The sequence below is a fragment of the Streptomyces sp. NPDC060002 genome (assembly GCF_042737245.1).
GTDB lineage: Bacteria > Actinomycetota > Actinomycetes > Streptomycetales > Streptomycetaceae > Streptomyces.
Genome location: NZ_JBHWUW010000048.1, coordinates 56,704 through 70,371, shown reverse-complemented (window position 1 = coordinate 70,371; position 13,668 = coordinate 56,704). Strand labels below are relative to the sequence as shown.

Annotated in this window: 11 protein-coding genes and 1 pseudogene; 4 read left to right on the top strand and 8 right to left on the bottom strand. The window is 71.3% G+C overall.

Going from position 1 to position 13,668, the window contains the following annotated elements; all coding sequences use genetic code 11:
* Nucleotides 1-699 precede the first annotated feature (699 nt).
* The gene (gene trpS / locus ACFWBD_RS32025; RefSeq protein ID WP_385674489.1) at nucleotides 700-1,737 is read left to right on the top strand and encodes a tryptophan--tRNA ligase; all 1,038 of its coding nucleotides are present in this window, start codon (nucleotides 700-702) and stop codon (nucleotides 1,735-1,737) included.
* Here the strand turns inward: trpS and ACFWBD_RS32020 are convergent.
* Complete coding sequence (locus ACFWBD_RS32020; RefSeq protein WP_385674486.1) at nucleotides 1,665-2,672, bottom strand: GlxA family transcriptional regulator; 1,008 nt, start codon at nucleotides 2,670-2,672, stop codon at nucleotides 1,665-1,667. The two genes, trpS and ACFWBD_RS32020, sit on opposite strands and share 73 nt — an antisense overlap.
* 75 nt (nucleotides 2,673-2,747) lie before the next feature.
* Between ACFWBD_RS32020 and ACFWBD_RS32015 the strand changes: the two genes are divergently transcribed.
* Nucleotides 2,748-3,335 carry a cysteine hydrolase family protein gene (locus ACFWBD_RS32015; protein ID WP_385674483.1) on the top strand — a complete coding sequence of 196 codons (588 nt, stop codon included), beginning with the start codon at nucleotides 2,748-2,750 and terminating at the stop codon, nucleotides 3,333-3,335.
* 16 nt (nucleotides 3,336-3,351) lie between these two features.
* Here ACFWBD_RS32015 and proC read toward each other — a convergent pair whose 3' ends face one another.
* The 3 genes from proC to ACFWBD_RS32000 form a co-directional block, all read right to left on the bottom strand.
* The gene (proC, locus tag ACFWBD_RS32010) at nucleotides 3,352-4,164 is read right to left on the bottom strand and encodes a pyrroline-5-carboxylate reductase (RefSeq protein WP_385674480.1); all 813 of its coding nucleotides are present in this window, start codon (nucleotides 4,162-4,164) and stop codon (nucleotides 3,352-3,354) included.
* A gap of 202 nt (nucleotides 4,165-4,366) precedes the next feature.
* The gene (locus ACFWBD_RS32005; protein ID WP_385674477.1) at nucleotides 4,367-5,173 is read right to left on the bottom strand and encodes an ABC transporter permease; all 807 of its coding nucleotides are present in this window, start codon (nucleotides 5,171-5,173) and stop codon (nucleotides 4,367-4,369) included.
* Nucleotides 5,170-6,045: an ABC transporter ATP-binding protein gene (locus ACFWBD_RS32000; RefSeq protein ID WP_385674474.1), complete on the bottom strand. Its 876-nt coding sequence runs from the start codon at nucleotides 6,043-6,045 to the stop codon at nucleotides 5,170-5,172. The genes ACFWBD_RS32005 and ACFWBD_RS32000 overlap by 4 nt, the downstream gene beginning before the upstream one ends.
* A gap of 80 nt (nucleotides 6,046-6,125) precedes the next feature.
* Between ACFWBD_RS32000 and ACFWBD_RS31995 the strand changes: the two are divergent.
* Nucleotides 6,126-7,057 (top strand): annotated as a pseudogene (locus ACFWBD_RS31995) (SulP family inorganic anion transporter); the annotation flags it as partial.
* On the opposite strand, the gene ACFWBD_RS31990 reads toward ACFWBD_RS31995, so the two are convergent.
* The 3 genes from ACFWBD_RS31990 to ACFWBD_RS31980 all read right to left on the bottom strand — a co-directional run bounded on the left by ACFWBD_RS31990 (nucleotide 7,021) and on the right by ACFWBD_RS31980 (nucleotide 9,274).
* The gene (locus tag ACFWBD_RS31990) at nucleotides 7,021-7,797 is read right to left on the bottom strand and encodes a class I SAM-dependent methyltransferase (protein WP_385674471.1); all 777 of its coding nucleotides are present in this window, start codon (nucleotides 7,795-7,797) and stop codon (nucleotides 7,021-7,023) included. The pseudogene ACFWBD_RS31995 and the gene ACFWBD_RS31990 sit on opposite strands and share 37 nt — an antisense overlap.
* 188 nt (nucleotides 7,798-7,985) lie before the next feature.
* A complete protein-coding gene (locus tag ACFWBD_RS31985; protein ID WP_385674467.1) occupies nucleotides 7,986-8,570 on the bottom strand; it encodes an EamA/RhaT family transporter in 585 nt (194 codons plus the stop codon).
* A 380-nt stretch (nucleotides 8,571-8,950) separates the two neighbouring features.
* A complete protein-coding gene (locus ACFWBD_RS31980) occupies nucleotides 8,951-9,274 on the bottom strand; it encodes an SH3 domain-containing protein (protein ID WP_385674464.1) in 324 nt (107 codons plus the stop codon).
* 182 nt (nucleotides 9,275-9,456) lie between these two features.
* Between ACFWBD_RS31980 and ACFWBD_RS31975 the strand changes: the two genes are divergently transcribed.
* Entirely contained in the window at nucleotides 9,457-11,613 is a 2,157-nt protein-coding gene (locus ACFWBD_RS31975) for a serine/threonine-protein kinase (RefSeq protein WP_385674461.1), read from the top strand.
* Nucleotides 11,614-11,809: 196 nt separating this feature from the next.
* Here ACFWBD_RS31975 and ilvD read toward each other — a convergent pair whose 3' ends face one another.
* Entirely contained in the window at nucleotides 11,810-13,663 is a 1,854-nt protein-coding gene (ilvD, locus tag ACFWBD_RS31970; protein ID WP_385674457.1) for a dihydroxy-acid dehydratase, read from the bottom strand.
* Nucleotides 13,664-13,668: the final 5 nt, after the last annotated feature.

Here is a 13,668-nt window from a genome sequence, read left to right as displayed (position 1 = left end):
TTTTTGGCACGCTGTTGAGTTCTCAAGGAACGGACGCTTCCTTTGTACTCACCCGAGAGACTCTCTCAGGCTTTCCTCCGGGCGCTTCCCTTCGGTCTTGCGTTTCCGACTCTATCAGATCTTTTCTCGACCCGATTTCCTCGGTGCTTTCCAGGTTCCCGCTTTCGCGTTTCCCTTTCCGGCGGTTCCGACTCTATCAGATCCTTTCGGCGCTGATTCCCAGTCAGAGGGGGCTTGTCTTCCCGGCTGTTGGGCCGTTCCGACGAGTGAGACTTTAGCGGATTCCCGCCCCCCGAAGCCAATCGGGGGCCTGCGTCCTTTCGAACACGGATTCCTCATTCGTGAATACACACGCCAACGACATGACGGCAGACGAATCGACTGCGCGCCGAGAAGTGGTTGGTACTTACGGAATGGCTGTCCGGGGACCGACCGGGGTCGGCGCTCACGTCGAACAACTCGGAGAACACTACGTATCCGGTCGGGGTGTGTCAACTCATGTCCCACGGACACCCCTGAGGCGTACTCTGACGCACATGACTACGCGTACGTGCACCCAACTGTGGTGGGCCGCCTGACGGCGGCCGTGCTCACGTATGCACTCAACGGCCGCCGCTTCGGCGGCCGTTCTCGTTTCTCCCTCCAGGGTTCCAGAGGGTCGGCCGGCCGGAGCGGCGGTCTCGACCAGGAGGTGGAGAGATGAAGCGGGTCTTCAGCGGGGTCAAGCCGACCGGGCATCTGACGCTGGGGAACTACCTGGGAGCTCTGCGGCAGTGGGCCGAGGTCGACCAGCACCGGGCGGACTCACTGTTCTGTGTCGTCGATCTGCACGCGCTGACCGTGGACCACGATCCGGCTCGGGTGCGCCGGCTCAGTCGGCAGGCGGCGACGCTGCTGCTGGCGACGGGACTGGATCCACAGCTGTGCACCGTGTTCGTACAGAGTCATGTGGACGAGCACGCGCGGCTGTCGTATCTGCTGGAGTGCGTGGCCACGGACGGCGAGATGCGGCGGATGATCCAGTACAAGGAGAAATCCGGGCGGGAGCGGGAGCGCGGGGGCAGTGTGCGGCTGTCGTTGCTGACCTATCCCGTGCTGATGGCGGCGGACATCCTTGCCTACGGGGCCGACGAGGTGCCGGTGGGCGACGACCAGGCCCAGCACGTCGAGCTGACGCGTGATCTGGCAGCGCGGTTCAACCAGCGGTACGGCCACACGTTCGTCGTACCGAAGGCCACGCATCCGGCGGTGGCCGCGCGGGTGATGAACCTCCAGGAGCCGACGTCGAAGATGGGCAAGAGCGACGACTTCGGGCCGGGGATCGTCTATCTGCTGGACGAGCCCGATGTGGTGCGCAAGAAGGTCATGCGGGCCGTCACCGACAGTGGGCGGGAGGTCGTGTACGACCGGGAGGAGCGGCCGGGGCTCGCCAACCTGCTGGAGATCCTCGCCGCGTGTACGGGCGGGGAGCCGGAGGCGCTGGCCGGCGCCTATGCGTCGTACGGCGCCTTGAAGAAGGACACGGCCGACGCGGTGGTCGAGGTGCTGCGGCCGGTGCAGGCCAGGCACAGCGAGCTGTGCGCGGATCCCGTCCATGTGGAGGGGGTGCTGCGGGACGGGGCGGCGAAGGCTCGGGCCATGGCGCGGCCGGTCGTGGACAGCGCCTATCGCGCGATCGGGCTGCTTCCGCCCGCGCCGGAGTCGGCCACGGACCGGGTGCTGAACGCGGTGCGGTAGGCGCGTGGGCTGGTGGCGAGGCGCGATGCGAAGTGCTGGCGCATCGTGACCTCGCTGCCGAAGCCGGAGCGCCGGGCCACCTCGGGCATGGGGAGGTCGGTGCGTTCGAGGAGTTTCTGGGCCGCGGCGATGCGCTGGTCGAGGAGCCAGCGCAGGGGGGTGGCGCCGGTCTCGGCCGTGAAGTGGCGGGCGAAGCTGCGGGGGGACATGCCCGCCCGCGCCGCCAGGCCGGCGACGGTGAGTGGTTCGTGCAGGTGGCGCAGGGCGTGGTCGCGTACGGCGGCGAGAGTGTCGGCGTCCCGGTCCGCGCGCGGGGTGGGGTGTTCGATGAACTGGGCCTGGGTGCCGGTGCGGATGGGCGCGGTGACCATCGAGCGGGCGATGGTGGCGGCCGCTTCGGCGCCGTGGGAGCGGCGGACCAGGTGGAGGCAGAGGTCGATGCCGGCTGCCGTGCCGGCGGCGGTCCAGATGTTGTCGTCCTCGATGAAGAGCGCGTCGGGGACGACGCTGACCCGGGGGTGGTGCGTACGGAGGAGGTCGATGAGGTTCCAGTGGGTGATCGCTCGGCGGCCGTCGAGGAGGCCCGCCTGGGCGAGGGTGAAGGCGCCGCCGCAGAGGGCCGCGAGGGTGGTGCCGCGGGCGTGGGCGCGGCGGAGGGCGTCCAGGACGGCGGCGGGTGCGGGGGTGAGGTGGTCGTCCAGGCCGGGGACCAGGATCAGGTCGGCTCGGGAGAGCCAGGTGAGGGTGCGGTCGGGGGCGAGGGCCAGGCCGCCGCGCATCGGGACGGAAGCGCTGTCGACGGCGACACGGCGCAGGTCGAAGGCGGGGGCGCCGCGATCGGTGCGGTCGGTGCCCCAGACCTCGGTGATGACGGAGACGTCGAAGGCGCGGATGCCGGGGAAGGCGACGAGGGCGACGCGGTAGGCAGGGTCCACGCTTGGCAGTAAACCATCGATCGCTGTCTTCTGACCCGCTGGGGCGCGGGCGGTCCCGGCGGCAGGATCGAGGGCATGGATATCGCGGAGAACGCAGCGCTGGTGGTCGTCGATGTGCAGAAGGGCTTCGAGGAGCTGGACTTCTGGGGGGCGCGGAACAATCCCGGGGCGGATGACAACATCGCCGCGCTCATCGACGTATGGCAGGAGACGGGGCGGCCGGTCGTGTTCGTGCGGCACGACTCGGTGAAGCCGGGGTCGCCGTTGCGGCTGGGGTACGAGGGGAACGAGTTCAAGGAGTACGTGGAGGAGAGGCGGGGGAAGGGCGCCGGCGCCGAGCTGTTCCTCACGAAGACGGTGAACTCGGCGTTTCTCGGCACGCCGGATCTGGGGGCCTGGCTGGCCGCGGAAGGCATCTCGCAGATCGCGGTCGCCGGGATCCAGACCAACATGTGCGCGGAGACTACGGCGCGGATGGGCGGCAATCTCGGGTACGACGTGCTGTTCGCGTACGACGCGACGTACACGTTCGACCTGGAGGGCCCGTTCGGCTGGCGGCGGAGTGCTGAGGAGATCGCGCAGGCGTCGGCGGTGTCCCTGCACGGGGGCGGGTTCGCGCGGGTGGTGACGACGGAGGAGATCGTGGGGGCGGCCGGCCGGTGACCGCCCCCGGCGGCGGTCAGTCCTTCTTGCCTGAGGCCAGTTCGCGGCTGCGGTCGCGGGCGGCCTCGAGGGCTGCGATGAGGGCGGCTCGTACGCCGTGGTTCTCGAGTTCGCGGATGGCGTTGATGGTGGTGCCGGCGGGGGACGTGACGTTCTCGCGAAGCTTGACCGGGTGTTCGCCGCTGTCGCGGAGCATCGTCGCGGCGCCGATCGCGGACTGGACGATGAGGTCGTGGGCCTTGTCGCGGGGCAGGCCGAGCAGGATGCCGGCGTCCGTCATGGCTTCGACCAGGTAGAAGAAGTACGCCGGACCGGAGCCGGAGAGGGCGGTGCAGGCGTCCTGCTGGGACTCGGGGACGCGGAGGGTCTTGCCGACGGCGCCGAAGATCTCCTCGGTGTGGGCGAGGTGGGCGGCGGTGGCGTGGGTGCCGGCGGAGATGACGGACATGGCCTCGTCGACGAGGGCGGGGGTGTTCGTCATGACGCGGACGACCGGGGTGCCGGTGGCGAGCCGCTCCTCGATGGAGGCGGTGGTGATGCCTGCGGCTCCGCTGATGATCAGGCGGTCGGCGGGGACGTGCGGGGCGAGCTCGTCGAGGAGGGCGCCCATGTCCTGCGGTTTCACCGTGAGGATCAGGGTGTCCGCGGTCTTGGCGGCCTCGGCGTTGGTGACCGGGGTGACTCCGTGGCGGGTGCGGAGCTCTTCGGCCCGTTCCGGGCGGCGGGCCGTGACGAGGAGGTCGGCGGGGGCCCAGCCGCCTCGGATCATGCCGCTGAGGAGGGCTTCGCCGATCTTGCCGGTGCCGAGGACTGCGACTTTCTGGGTCATGGTGCGGGGCCCTCCGGGGGTTTCGTCGTCCGAGGTTCATCGTCGCACCGGGGGTGCCTGTCCGGCACGCCTGTCCGGTGGGCGGACGCCGTTCCTCGCCCCCGCCGCCCCTTCCCGCCCCAACCCTGGGGGCTGCCGCCCCCGGACCCCCGCTTCGGCCCCGAAAGGGCCTCGTCCCCAAACGCCGGACATGCTGAAACAGTCACGCTGTACGGCGTCGTAGGGTCGCCGCGCCCAGGCACAGGACCAGCAGGGCGCAGCCGCCGACGATGAGGACGTCCCGTACGAAGGTGGCCGTCATGTCGGTGTGGGTGAGGACCTCGTTCATGCCGTCGACCGCGTAGGACATGGGGAGGACGTCGGAGACGGCTTCCAGGGCTGGGTGCATGGTGTCGCGCGGGGCGAAGAGGCCGCAGAGGAGAAGCTGGGGGAAGATCACCGCCGGCATGAACTGGACCGCCTGGAACTCCGAGGCCGCGAAGGCCGAGACGAAGAGGCCGAGGGCGGTGCCGAGGAGGGCGTCGAGGAGGGCGACCAGGAGGAGGAGCCAGGGGCTGCCCGTGACGTCCAGGTCGAGGAACCAGACCGCCAGGCCGGTGGCCAGGGCCGACTGGATGATCGCGAGGATGCCGAAGGCGAGGGCGTAGCCGGCGATCAGGTCGCCCTTGCCGAGGGGCATGGCGAGGAGGCGTTCGAGGGTGCCCGAGGTGCGTTCGCGCAGGGTGGCGATGGAGGTGACCAGGAACATCGTGATCAGCGGGAAGATGCCCAGGAGGGACGCGCCGATGTTGTCGAAGGTGCGCGGGCTGCCGTCGAAGACGTAGCGGAGCAGGAACAGCATCACGCAGGGGATGAGGACCAGCAGCGCGATGGTGCGGGGGTCGTGGCGCAGTTGGCGCAGGACCCTGGCCGCGGTGGCGGTGGTGCGGGAGAGGCTCAGGGCGCTGGTGGTGGGTACGGAGGCCGCAGCCGGGGTGGTGGGCGCGGTCGTGGTCGTGGTCGTGGTCATCGGGTTGTCTCCTTCGTGCGGGTCTCCTTCGTGCGGGTCTCCTTCGTGCGGGCTGCCTCTGTCGCCGCGTCCACCAGGTGCAGGAAGGCCGACTCGACCGTGTCAGCGCCGGTGCGAGTGCGCAGGGCCTCGGGAGTGGCGTCGGCGAGGATCTCGCCCTCGCGCATCAGGAGCAGGCGGTGGCAGCGCTCGGCCTCGTCCATGACGTGCGAGGAGATCAGCAGCGTCGCGCCCCGGGTGGCGGCGATGCCGTGGAAGAGGTTCCACAGGTCGCGGCGCAGGACCGGGTCCAGGCCGACGGTCGGTTCGTCGAGGACCAGGAGTTCCGGAGTGCCCAGCAGTGCCACGGCCAGCGAGACGCGGTTGCGCTGGCCACCGGAGAGGTTGCCGGCGAGGGCGTCGGCGTGGGTGGTGAGGTCCACGTCGGCGATGGCTCGGGTGACGTTCTCGTGGCGGCGGTCCGCTGCCGCTCGGCCCGGGTCGAGGATCGCGGCGAAGTAGTCGAGATTCTGGCGGATCGTCAGGTCGTCGTAGACGGAGGGGGCCTGGGTGACGTAGCCGATGCGGGTGCGGAGCGTGGGGTGGCCCGCGGGGTGGCCGAGGACGTCGAGGGTGCCGGTGACCTTGTCCTGGGTGCCGACGATCGAGCGCATGAGGGTCGACTTGCCGCAGCCGGAGGGGCCCAGCAGACCGGTGATCTGGCCGCGGGGGACGGTGAAGTCGAGGGTGCGCAGGACCGTGCGGGGGCCTCGGACGACGGTCAGGTGCTCGGCCCGTACGGCGGGCACAGCGGGCGCGGCGGGCACGACAGCGGGTGGGACCGGGGTCGTGTCCTTGCCGGGTGGGCTGGAGTCCGGGTTAAAATTCATCATGCGATGAATAATGCTCCGGGCTGCGATGAGGCGTCAAGTGGCACCGGCGTGTGGCGGCATCGGCGTGCGTGCGCATGGGGCGGTGGCGGCGTGGTGCGCGGCTGGTTCCGGCGCCGTTGGTCGCGGTGGTGTCGGCGGCGTGCGCGACCTGGGTGCTCGACCTGGATGTGCGGCGGGTCCAGGTGCAGGGGCTGTGGATGCCGTACGGGTGCCGGAGGCGGCGGATCTCGGACGGCCGACGGAAGCGGGGGTGATCGGGACCGTAGTGGCGTTCGCGCTGATCGCGTCGGCGGAGTCGCTGTTCGGCGCCGCGGCGGTGGACCGGCTGCCCGAGGGACGGGGGACGGACTACGACCGGGAGTTGATGGCACAGGGCGCGGGCAACGCCGTGTGCGGGGTGCTGGGCGCGCTGCCGATGACGACCTTCATCGTGCGGAGCGCGGCAACGGGAGCCGGGGGCGCCGTCTCCCAGGGGGCGCGGACGGGCGCGCGGACCAAGGCCTCGCGGGTACTGCACGCGGTGTGGCTGCTGCTGTTCGCGGCCGCGCTGCCCGGGGTACTGGTACTGGGGGCCGTTCCGGTCGCGGCACTGGCCGGGTTGCTGGTGTACGTCGGCTGCGGGCCGGTGCCCTGGCGGGAGGCACGGAAGCTGTGGCGCGGGCAGCGGGCGGAGGCTGTCGTGCTCGGGGTCACGGCGGCGGCGATCCTGTTCGAGGGGGTGTCGGCCGGGCTGGCGCCGGCCGTGGCGAAGACGGCCTGGGAGATCAGCCATGTGCACGTCGAGACGGAGGACCGGGGAGACGCCGGGCTCGTCGTACGAGTGCTGGGGCACGCGACGTTCCTGCGGCTGCCGAAGCTGCTGGACGCGTTGGACGCGCTGCCGCACGACCGCGCGGTGCGGCTGGAGTTGGGCGGGCTACGGCATGTGGATCACGCGTGTGCGGCGGCGCTGGAGGGGTGGGCCGCCGCGCGCGGTCAGGCTCTGGTCGCGAGCAGCAGGATGACGTCGTAGACCTCTTCGACGAGTCCGTCGGGGAAGGCCCGCATCAGATGGTCGCGCTCCTCGGCGAGGAAGGCGGTGCTCGCCTCCTCGCCGTGGACCAGGAACAGCGAGTGGCTGCCGAGGTTGGCCAGGTGCGTGTCGACGGGGACGCGGCGGCTCCAGCGGACCTCACGACGGGTCAGTCCGAGGCGGCCGGTGGGGTCGACGACCCGGGCGTTCACGTTCTTGGTGTTCGCGGGGATGCTCTCCCCGAAGTACCGGTCGATGCGCCGGGCCGCCTCCGCGAGCCAGGGCACGTCGAGGGCGGTGGTGTTCCACCACAGCGCCAGCGCGCCGCCCGGGCGCAGGACGCGCAGGGCCTCCGGCACCGAGCGGGCCGGGTCGGTCCAGTGCCAGGACTGGGCGTAGGTGAGGAAGTCGAGGGAGGCGGTGGCCAGCGGGAGATGGTTGCCGTCGCCCCGGACGATCGGCACGCCGGGAAGGGTGCGGCGGAACTGTGCGGCCATGCCGTCCCCGGGCTCCACGGCGATGACGTCGGCGCCGCGGGTGTGCAGGAGGGCGGTCGCTATACCGGTGCCTGCCCCGACGTCCGCGACCCGTGCGCCGGTGAGGGAGCGGCAGGCGAGGTCCTCGATCGTGTCGAGGAGCGCGGTCGGGTAGGAGGGGCGGTTGGCGGCGTACTGGGCCGCGGCGGAGTTGAAGGAGCGGGCTCGAGTGGTGTGGGAGGGGCTGTGGGAGGAGGCCGTCATGGGGCCATGGTGGCCGGAGGACGGGGAGAAGGGGAACAGGTCCGGGTCTGTGGGCCGGCTCGGTCGCGGCGAGAGGGACCTCCCGCACGCCCTGCCCGACGGAGACGGACCTCCCTCACGCCTTGCACGACGGAGACGGACCTCCCGCACGCTCCACTCCTGGACGGCACCAGGTCCGGGTGAGGGGGTCAGCCGCGGCGGCGCTTCTTCGACGGGCTGCCGGTGCGGCGGGTGGAGCGGCGTTCGTACTGGTCGCGAGCCGTGTCGTACTCCTCGCGGTGGAGCCTCTCGCCGGGCGCCTCGGTGAGGGTGCGGAAGAAGTACGCGAGCAGCGAGCCGACGAAGCCGACGGCCAGCAGACCGCGCAGGGAGGCCTGGCGGTCGGGGTCGGGGCGCTTGGTGAAGCCCTCCCAGGTGTGGCGGAAGGCGAGTGCGGTGCAGACCGCGAACATCACGACGACCAGGACCGTCACGAAGCCGCCCAGGTCGGCGATCGCGATGCCCTCGTAGGCGAAGCGGAGGACGAGGCAGGAGCCGGCGACGGCGGCCAGGGAGCCGACGGCCGCGGCGATGCGGCGGGCCGCGTAGCCCCGGTGACCGGGGTCGTGGTCCACCCAGGTGGTGCCGAAGAAGCGGAGGGGCTCCGGGCGGGGACCGGCGCCGGCGGGGCTTCCCGACCGGCCGGCGGAAATGCCGGTGGGGAAGCCCGCCGCGCCGGTCGAGGTGTCCCGGGAACCGGCCGAAGTGTCCGGGGTGCCGTTTTCGTCGCTCACGGGACGATTATGGCTCCGGGCGGAGGCGGGCTCCCGGGTGGGTCGCTCCCAGGCCCGTCGAAGGCCGGTCCGAAGCGCCGGTCCGAAGCGCCGGCCCATGGCTGCCGGTCCGAGGTTGCGCCTCAGGTCAGCGTTCGGTCGCTGTCCGGGTCCGGGCCGGCGTTCGGTCCGGCGTTCGGTCCGGCGTTCGGTCCGGCGTTCGGTCCGGCGTTCGGTCCGGCGTTCGGTCCGGCGTTCGGTCGATGTCCAGGTCCGGTCGCTGCCCGGGTCGATGTCCGGGCCCGGGTCGGCGTCCGGTCGGTGTCCCGGTCCGGGTCGGTGTCCGGGTCGATGTCCGGGCCCGGGTCGGTGTCCGGGCGATGTCCGGGTCCGGGTCAGGGTCAGGCGCAGTGGGCGGCGACGTAGCCGTCGCTGCCGGTCCGCACGTACGCGTCCGAGACGAACTGGCCGTCGGCGATGTTGTCCCAGATGTTCGTCGTGCCGTACGGGCCGGTCACCGAGGTGCCCGGGGTCTGGCAGAAGATCGGGACCTTCGCGCCCTCGGCCAGGACCTTGACGACCGGGTAGCTCGTAGCGGGGCCGCTGCGGACGTTCAGCCGGACGCCCGGAGCGACCGGGTAGTAGGTGAGGGACGCCGCCGCGGCCGTCGTGACGGCCTCCGCGCTCTCGCCGCTCGCGACCTCTTCCACACGGTCAACAGACATGAAAAACCTCCCCCGTTGAACCCCATGACTGCCATGGGGTCACGTTGATTCCCCTAAAACACGCAATGAAACACATGTACAGGATTCGCACACGGAGGCTAGCAAGCCGCCTCGGTCCCGTACGAGTCATCGACTAGGCTCCGTGCGTCGCGCGCGCCGGTTGAACAGCACGGGGGTGGTCCATGACGCCACAGCGCAACACCGGGGCAGGCGCGGAAGCGGAACTTCCGGAGTACGCCGGTCACTACTGCCTGGAGGAGTGCCTGGGCTCCGGTGGCATGGGTGTGGTGCACCTGGCCCGGAGCACCTCCGGGATGAAGGTCGCGGTGAAGGTCGTCCATGCCCAGTTCGCCCGGGATCCCGAGTTCAGAGGCCGTTTCCGGCAGGAGGTGGCCGCCGCTCGACGGGTGAGCGGGGCGTTCACCGCACCCGTCGTGGACGCCGATCCGGAGGCCGAACGGCCTTGGATGGCAACCCTGTTCATTCCCGGTTCGACGCTCGCCGAGCAGGTGAAGCGGAACGGGCCCATGCGCTCGGGCGAGTTGCGGCGGTTGATGGCCGGGCTCGCGGAGGCGCTGCGGGACATCCACCGGGTCGGGGTCGTGCACAGGGATCTGAAGCCGAGCAACGTCCTGCTGGCCGAGGACGGACCGAAGGTCATCGACTTCGGTATCTCCCGGCCGAAGGACAGCGAACTGCGCACCGAGACGGGCAAGTTGATCGGCACGCCGCCGTTCATGGCGCCGGAGCAGTTCCGGCGGCCGCGGGAGGTGGGGCCGGCCGCCGACATCTTCGCGCTCGGGTCGGTGATGGTGCACGCGGCGACGGGACGCGGGCCGTTCGACTCCGACAGCCCGTACGTCGTCGCCTACCAGGTCGTGCACGACGAGCCGGATCTGACCGGCGTACCGGGGAACCTCGCGCCGCTGGTGGTGCGTTGTCTGGCCAAGGAGCCCGAGGACCGGCCCACGCCGGACGAGTTGATGCGGGAACTGCGGTCGGTGGCGGCCTCGTACGACACGCAGGCGTTCATACCGTCACAGCGGGCGCTGGAGGAGGCAGGGGACGGGCCGAAGGGGTCGGAGGAGCCCGCGCGGGCACCGGCCCGGGCGGAGGTGCGGCCGCGCAGCCGGCGCCGTCGGGTGGCCCTCGCCGTCGGCGCGCTGGTCGTCGTCCTCTCGGGCGGTGCGGTCCTCGCCACGCAGATACCCGGCGAGGAAGACCCGGGCCGCGACGCGCGGGGCGACACGGGCGGCTCGCAGTCCGCGTCTCCGGCCTTCACCCCTTGGAGCACGCGACCGGCGAAGAGCAGCACCGGCGCGGGTACCGGCACGGGCACGGGCGGCATGCCCCAGTGCGCCTACGACACGAGGCGGCTGATCTGTGTCCAGTCGGGGCTGGTTTCGGCGCTGGACGCGTCCGACGGGCGGGTGCTGTGGCGGCACGTCCTCACCGAAGACGACGGGCCGAGCCAGGCGCCGGTGCTCGCGGGCGGGCTGGCCCAGGTGATCACGCACTCGGGCAAGCGGATGGAGGCGCTCGACCCGGCGTCGGGCGCCACTCGCTGGCAGCGCGACCTGTCGGACTACCCGGGTGTCCGGACCGTCGGCGGCACCGTGTTGCTGACCGCGGCCGACGACACGGTGACCGGGGTGGACGCCGCGACGGGGAAGTCGGTGTGGAGCCGGCGCGTTCCCGGGCTGAGCGAGCCGTACTTCATGGCGTTCCCGAAGGATCCGCTGGCGTACGCGTCGAGCACGTCTGACGACGGGCGCACCCGGATCACGGCCGTGGATCCCACGACCGGGAAGGTGCGCTGGGACGAGCGGCTCGACGGCACGCTGCGTCTGGTGGGCACCACCGACGGCAGCCTCGTCCTGCTGTCCCAGGGCGACGACTACGGCACGGTCGACGCCGTGGTCCGCTACTCCCCGCAGGACAACGAGTCGCTGCGGGTGAAGCTGCGCGTCGGGCTGCAGGAGGCGCAGGCCACCGTGCAGGGCGACCGGGTCTACCTCCTGGCCTTCGACGGATCGCTCGTCGCCGTCGACACGGTCCTGGACAAACAGGTGTGGTCCCTCCAGACGGCGGTGAGCCGGGGTTCGGTACCGGCCGCCGACGGCGAGCACGTCTACTTCGGCGCCGCCGACGGACGGCTCCTCGCCGTGGACGCCGAGAAGGGCAGGCTCGTCGGGCAGACGGCACTGCGGCTCGGCGCCAACTCGGACGAGGTGGTGGCCACGCTGCCCGCGCCCGAGGCGGTCGGCGGCCGTGTCTACGCCGGGGCCCCCGACGGAACCGTCTTCGCGGTGGACGGACGGGACCCGGCGGACTGGTGAGTGGAGGCAGGGGAGGCCGGCCACAACCGACCGGTGACCATGCCGACCGGTGACCATGCCGACCGGTGACCATGTCGGCCGGTGACAGGGGACTGGTGAGACGCGCCGAGGGCCGCCTCCGTACGGCGGAGACGGCCCTCACCTCAGCGCTTGCCCTGACTGCCCGGGGGGGTGACTGCCCGGGTGTCCGGTGGCGTCAGCCCAGCTTCGACACGTCCCGCACCGCGCCCTTGTCGGCGCTCGTCGCCATCGCGGCGTAGGCCCGCAGGGCGGCGGACACCTTGCGCTCGCGGTTCTTCGGGGCGTAGACGCCGCCGAGGGCCGCCTCGCGCCGGGCCAGCTCGGCGTCGTCGACGAGGAGCTCGATCGTGCGGTTCGGGATGTCGATGCGGATGCGGTCGCCGTCCTCGACGAGGGCGATGGTGCCGCCGGAGGCCGCCTCGGGCGAGGCGTGGCCGATCGACAGGCCCGAGGTGCCGCCGGAGAAGCGGCCGTCGGTGATCAGGGCGCAGGTCTTGCCGAGGCCGCGGCCCTTGAGGAAGGACGTCGGGTAGAGCATCTCCTGCATGCCCGGGCCGCCCTTGGGACCCTCGTAGCGGATGACGACGACGTCGCCGTGCGTCACCTGCTTGTTGAGGATCTTCTCGACGGCCTCCTCCTGTGACTCGCAGACGACGGCAGGGCCCTCGAAGGTCCAGATCGACTCGTCGACGCCGGCCGTCTTGACCACGCAGCCGTCGACGGCGATGTTGCCGCGCAGGACCGCGAGACCGCCGTCCTTGCTGTAGGCGTGCTCGGCGGAGCGGATGCAGCCGCCCTCGGCGTCCACGTCCAGCGCCTCCCAGCGCTCGGACTGGGAGAACGCCTCGGCGGAGCGGACGCAGCCGGGGGCCGCGTGCCACAGTTCGAGCGCCACGGGCGAGGGGGATCCGCCGCGGACGTCCCAGGTCTTCAGCCAGTCCGCGAGGGACGGGCTGTGGACCGAGAACACGTCCTCGTTGAGCAGGCCCGCGCGGTGCAGCTCGCCGAGCAGGGCGGGGATGCCGCCGGCGCGGTGCACGTCCTCCATGTAGTACGTGCGGTCCTTCGCCACGTTCGGCGCGACCTTCGCCAGGCAGGGCACGCGGCGCGAGACCTCGTTGATCTCCTCCAGGCCGAACGGGACGCCCGCTTCCTGGGCGGCGGCGAGGAGGTGGAGGATCGTGTTGGTCGAGCCGCCCATCGCGATGTCGAGGGCCATCGCGTTCTGGAAGGCCGCGATGGTGGCGATGTTGCGGGGCAGGACCGTCTCGTCGTCCTGCTCGTAGTAGCGGCGGGTGATGTCCATCACCGTGCGCCCCGCGTCCTCGTACAGCGCCTTACGGGCCGTGTGGGTGGCCAGGACCGAGCCGTTGCCGGGGAGGGAGAGGCCGATGGCCTCGGTCAGGCAGTTCATCGAGTTGGCGGTGAACATGCCGGAACAGCTGCCGCAGGTCGGACAGGCGTTCTCCTCGATACGGAGGATGTCCTCGTCCGAGATCTTGTCGTTCACGGCGTCGGAGATCGCGTCGACCAGGTCGAGCGTGCGGACGGTGCCGTCGACGAGGGTGGCGCGGCCGGACTCCATCGGGCCGCCGGAGACGAAGACCGTGGGGATGTTCAGGCGCAGGGCCGCGTTCAGCATGCCCGGGGTGATCTTGTCGCAGTTGGAGATGCAGATCAGGGCGTCGGCGCAGTGCGCCTCGACCATGTACTCCACGCTGTCCGCGATCAGGTCGCGGGAGGGCAGGCTGTAGAGCATGCCGCCGTGGCCCATCGCGATGCCGTCGTCGACGGCGATCGTGTTGAACTCGCGCGGGATGCCGCCGGCCGCGGTGATCGCCTCGCTGACGATCCGGCCGACCGGCTGGAGGTGGGTGTGTCCGGGCACGAACTCGGTGAAGCTGTTCGCCACCGCGATGATCGGCTTCCGGCCGATGTCCGCACCGGGTACACCGGAGGCGCGCATAAGGGCGCGGGCGCCCGCCATGTTGCGGCCGTGGGTGACTGTGCGGGACCTCAGCTCGGGCATCGTCG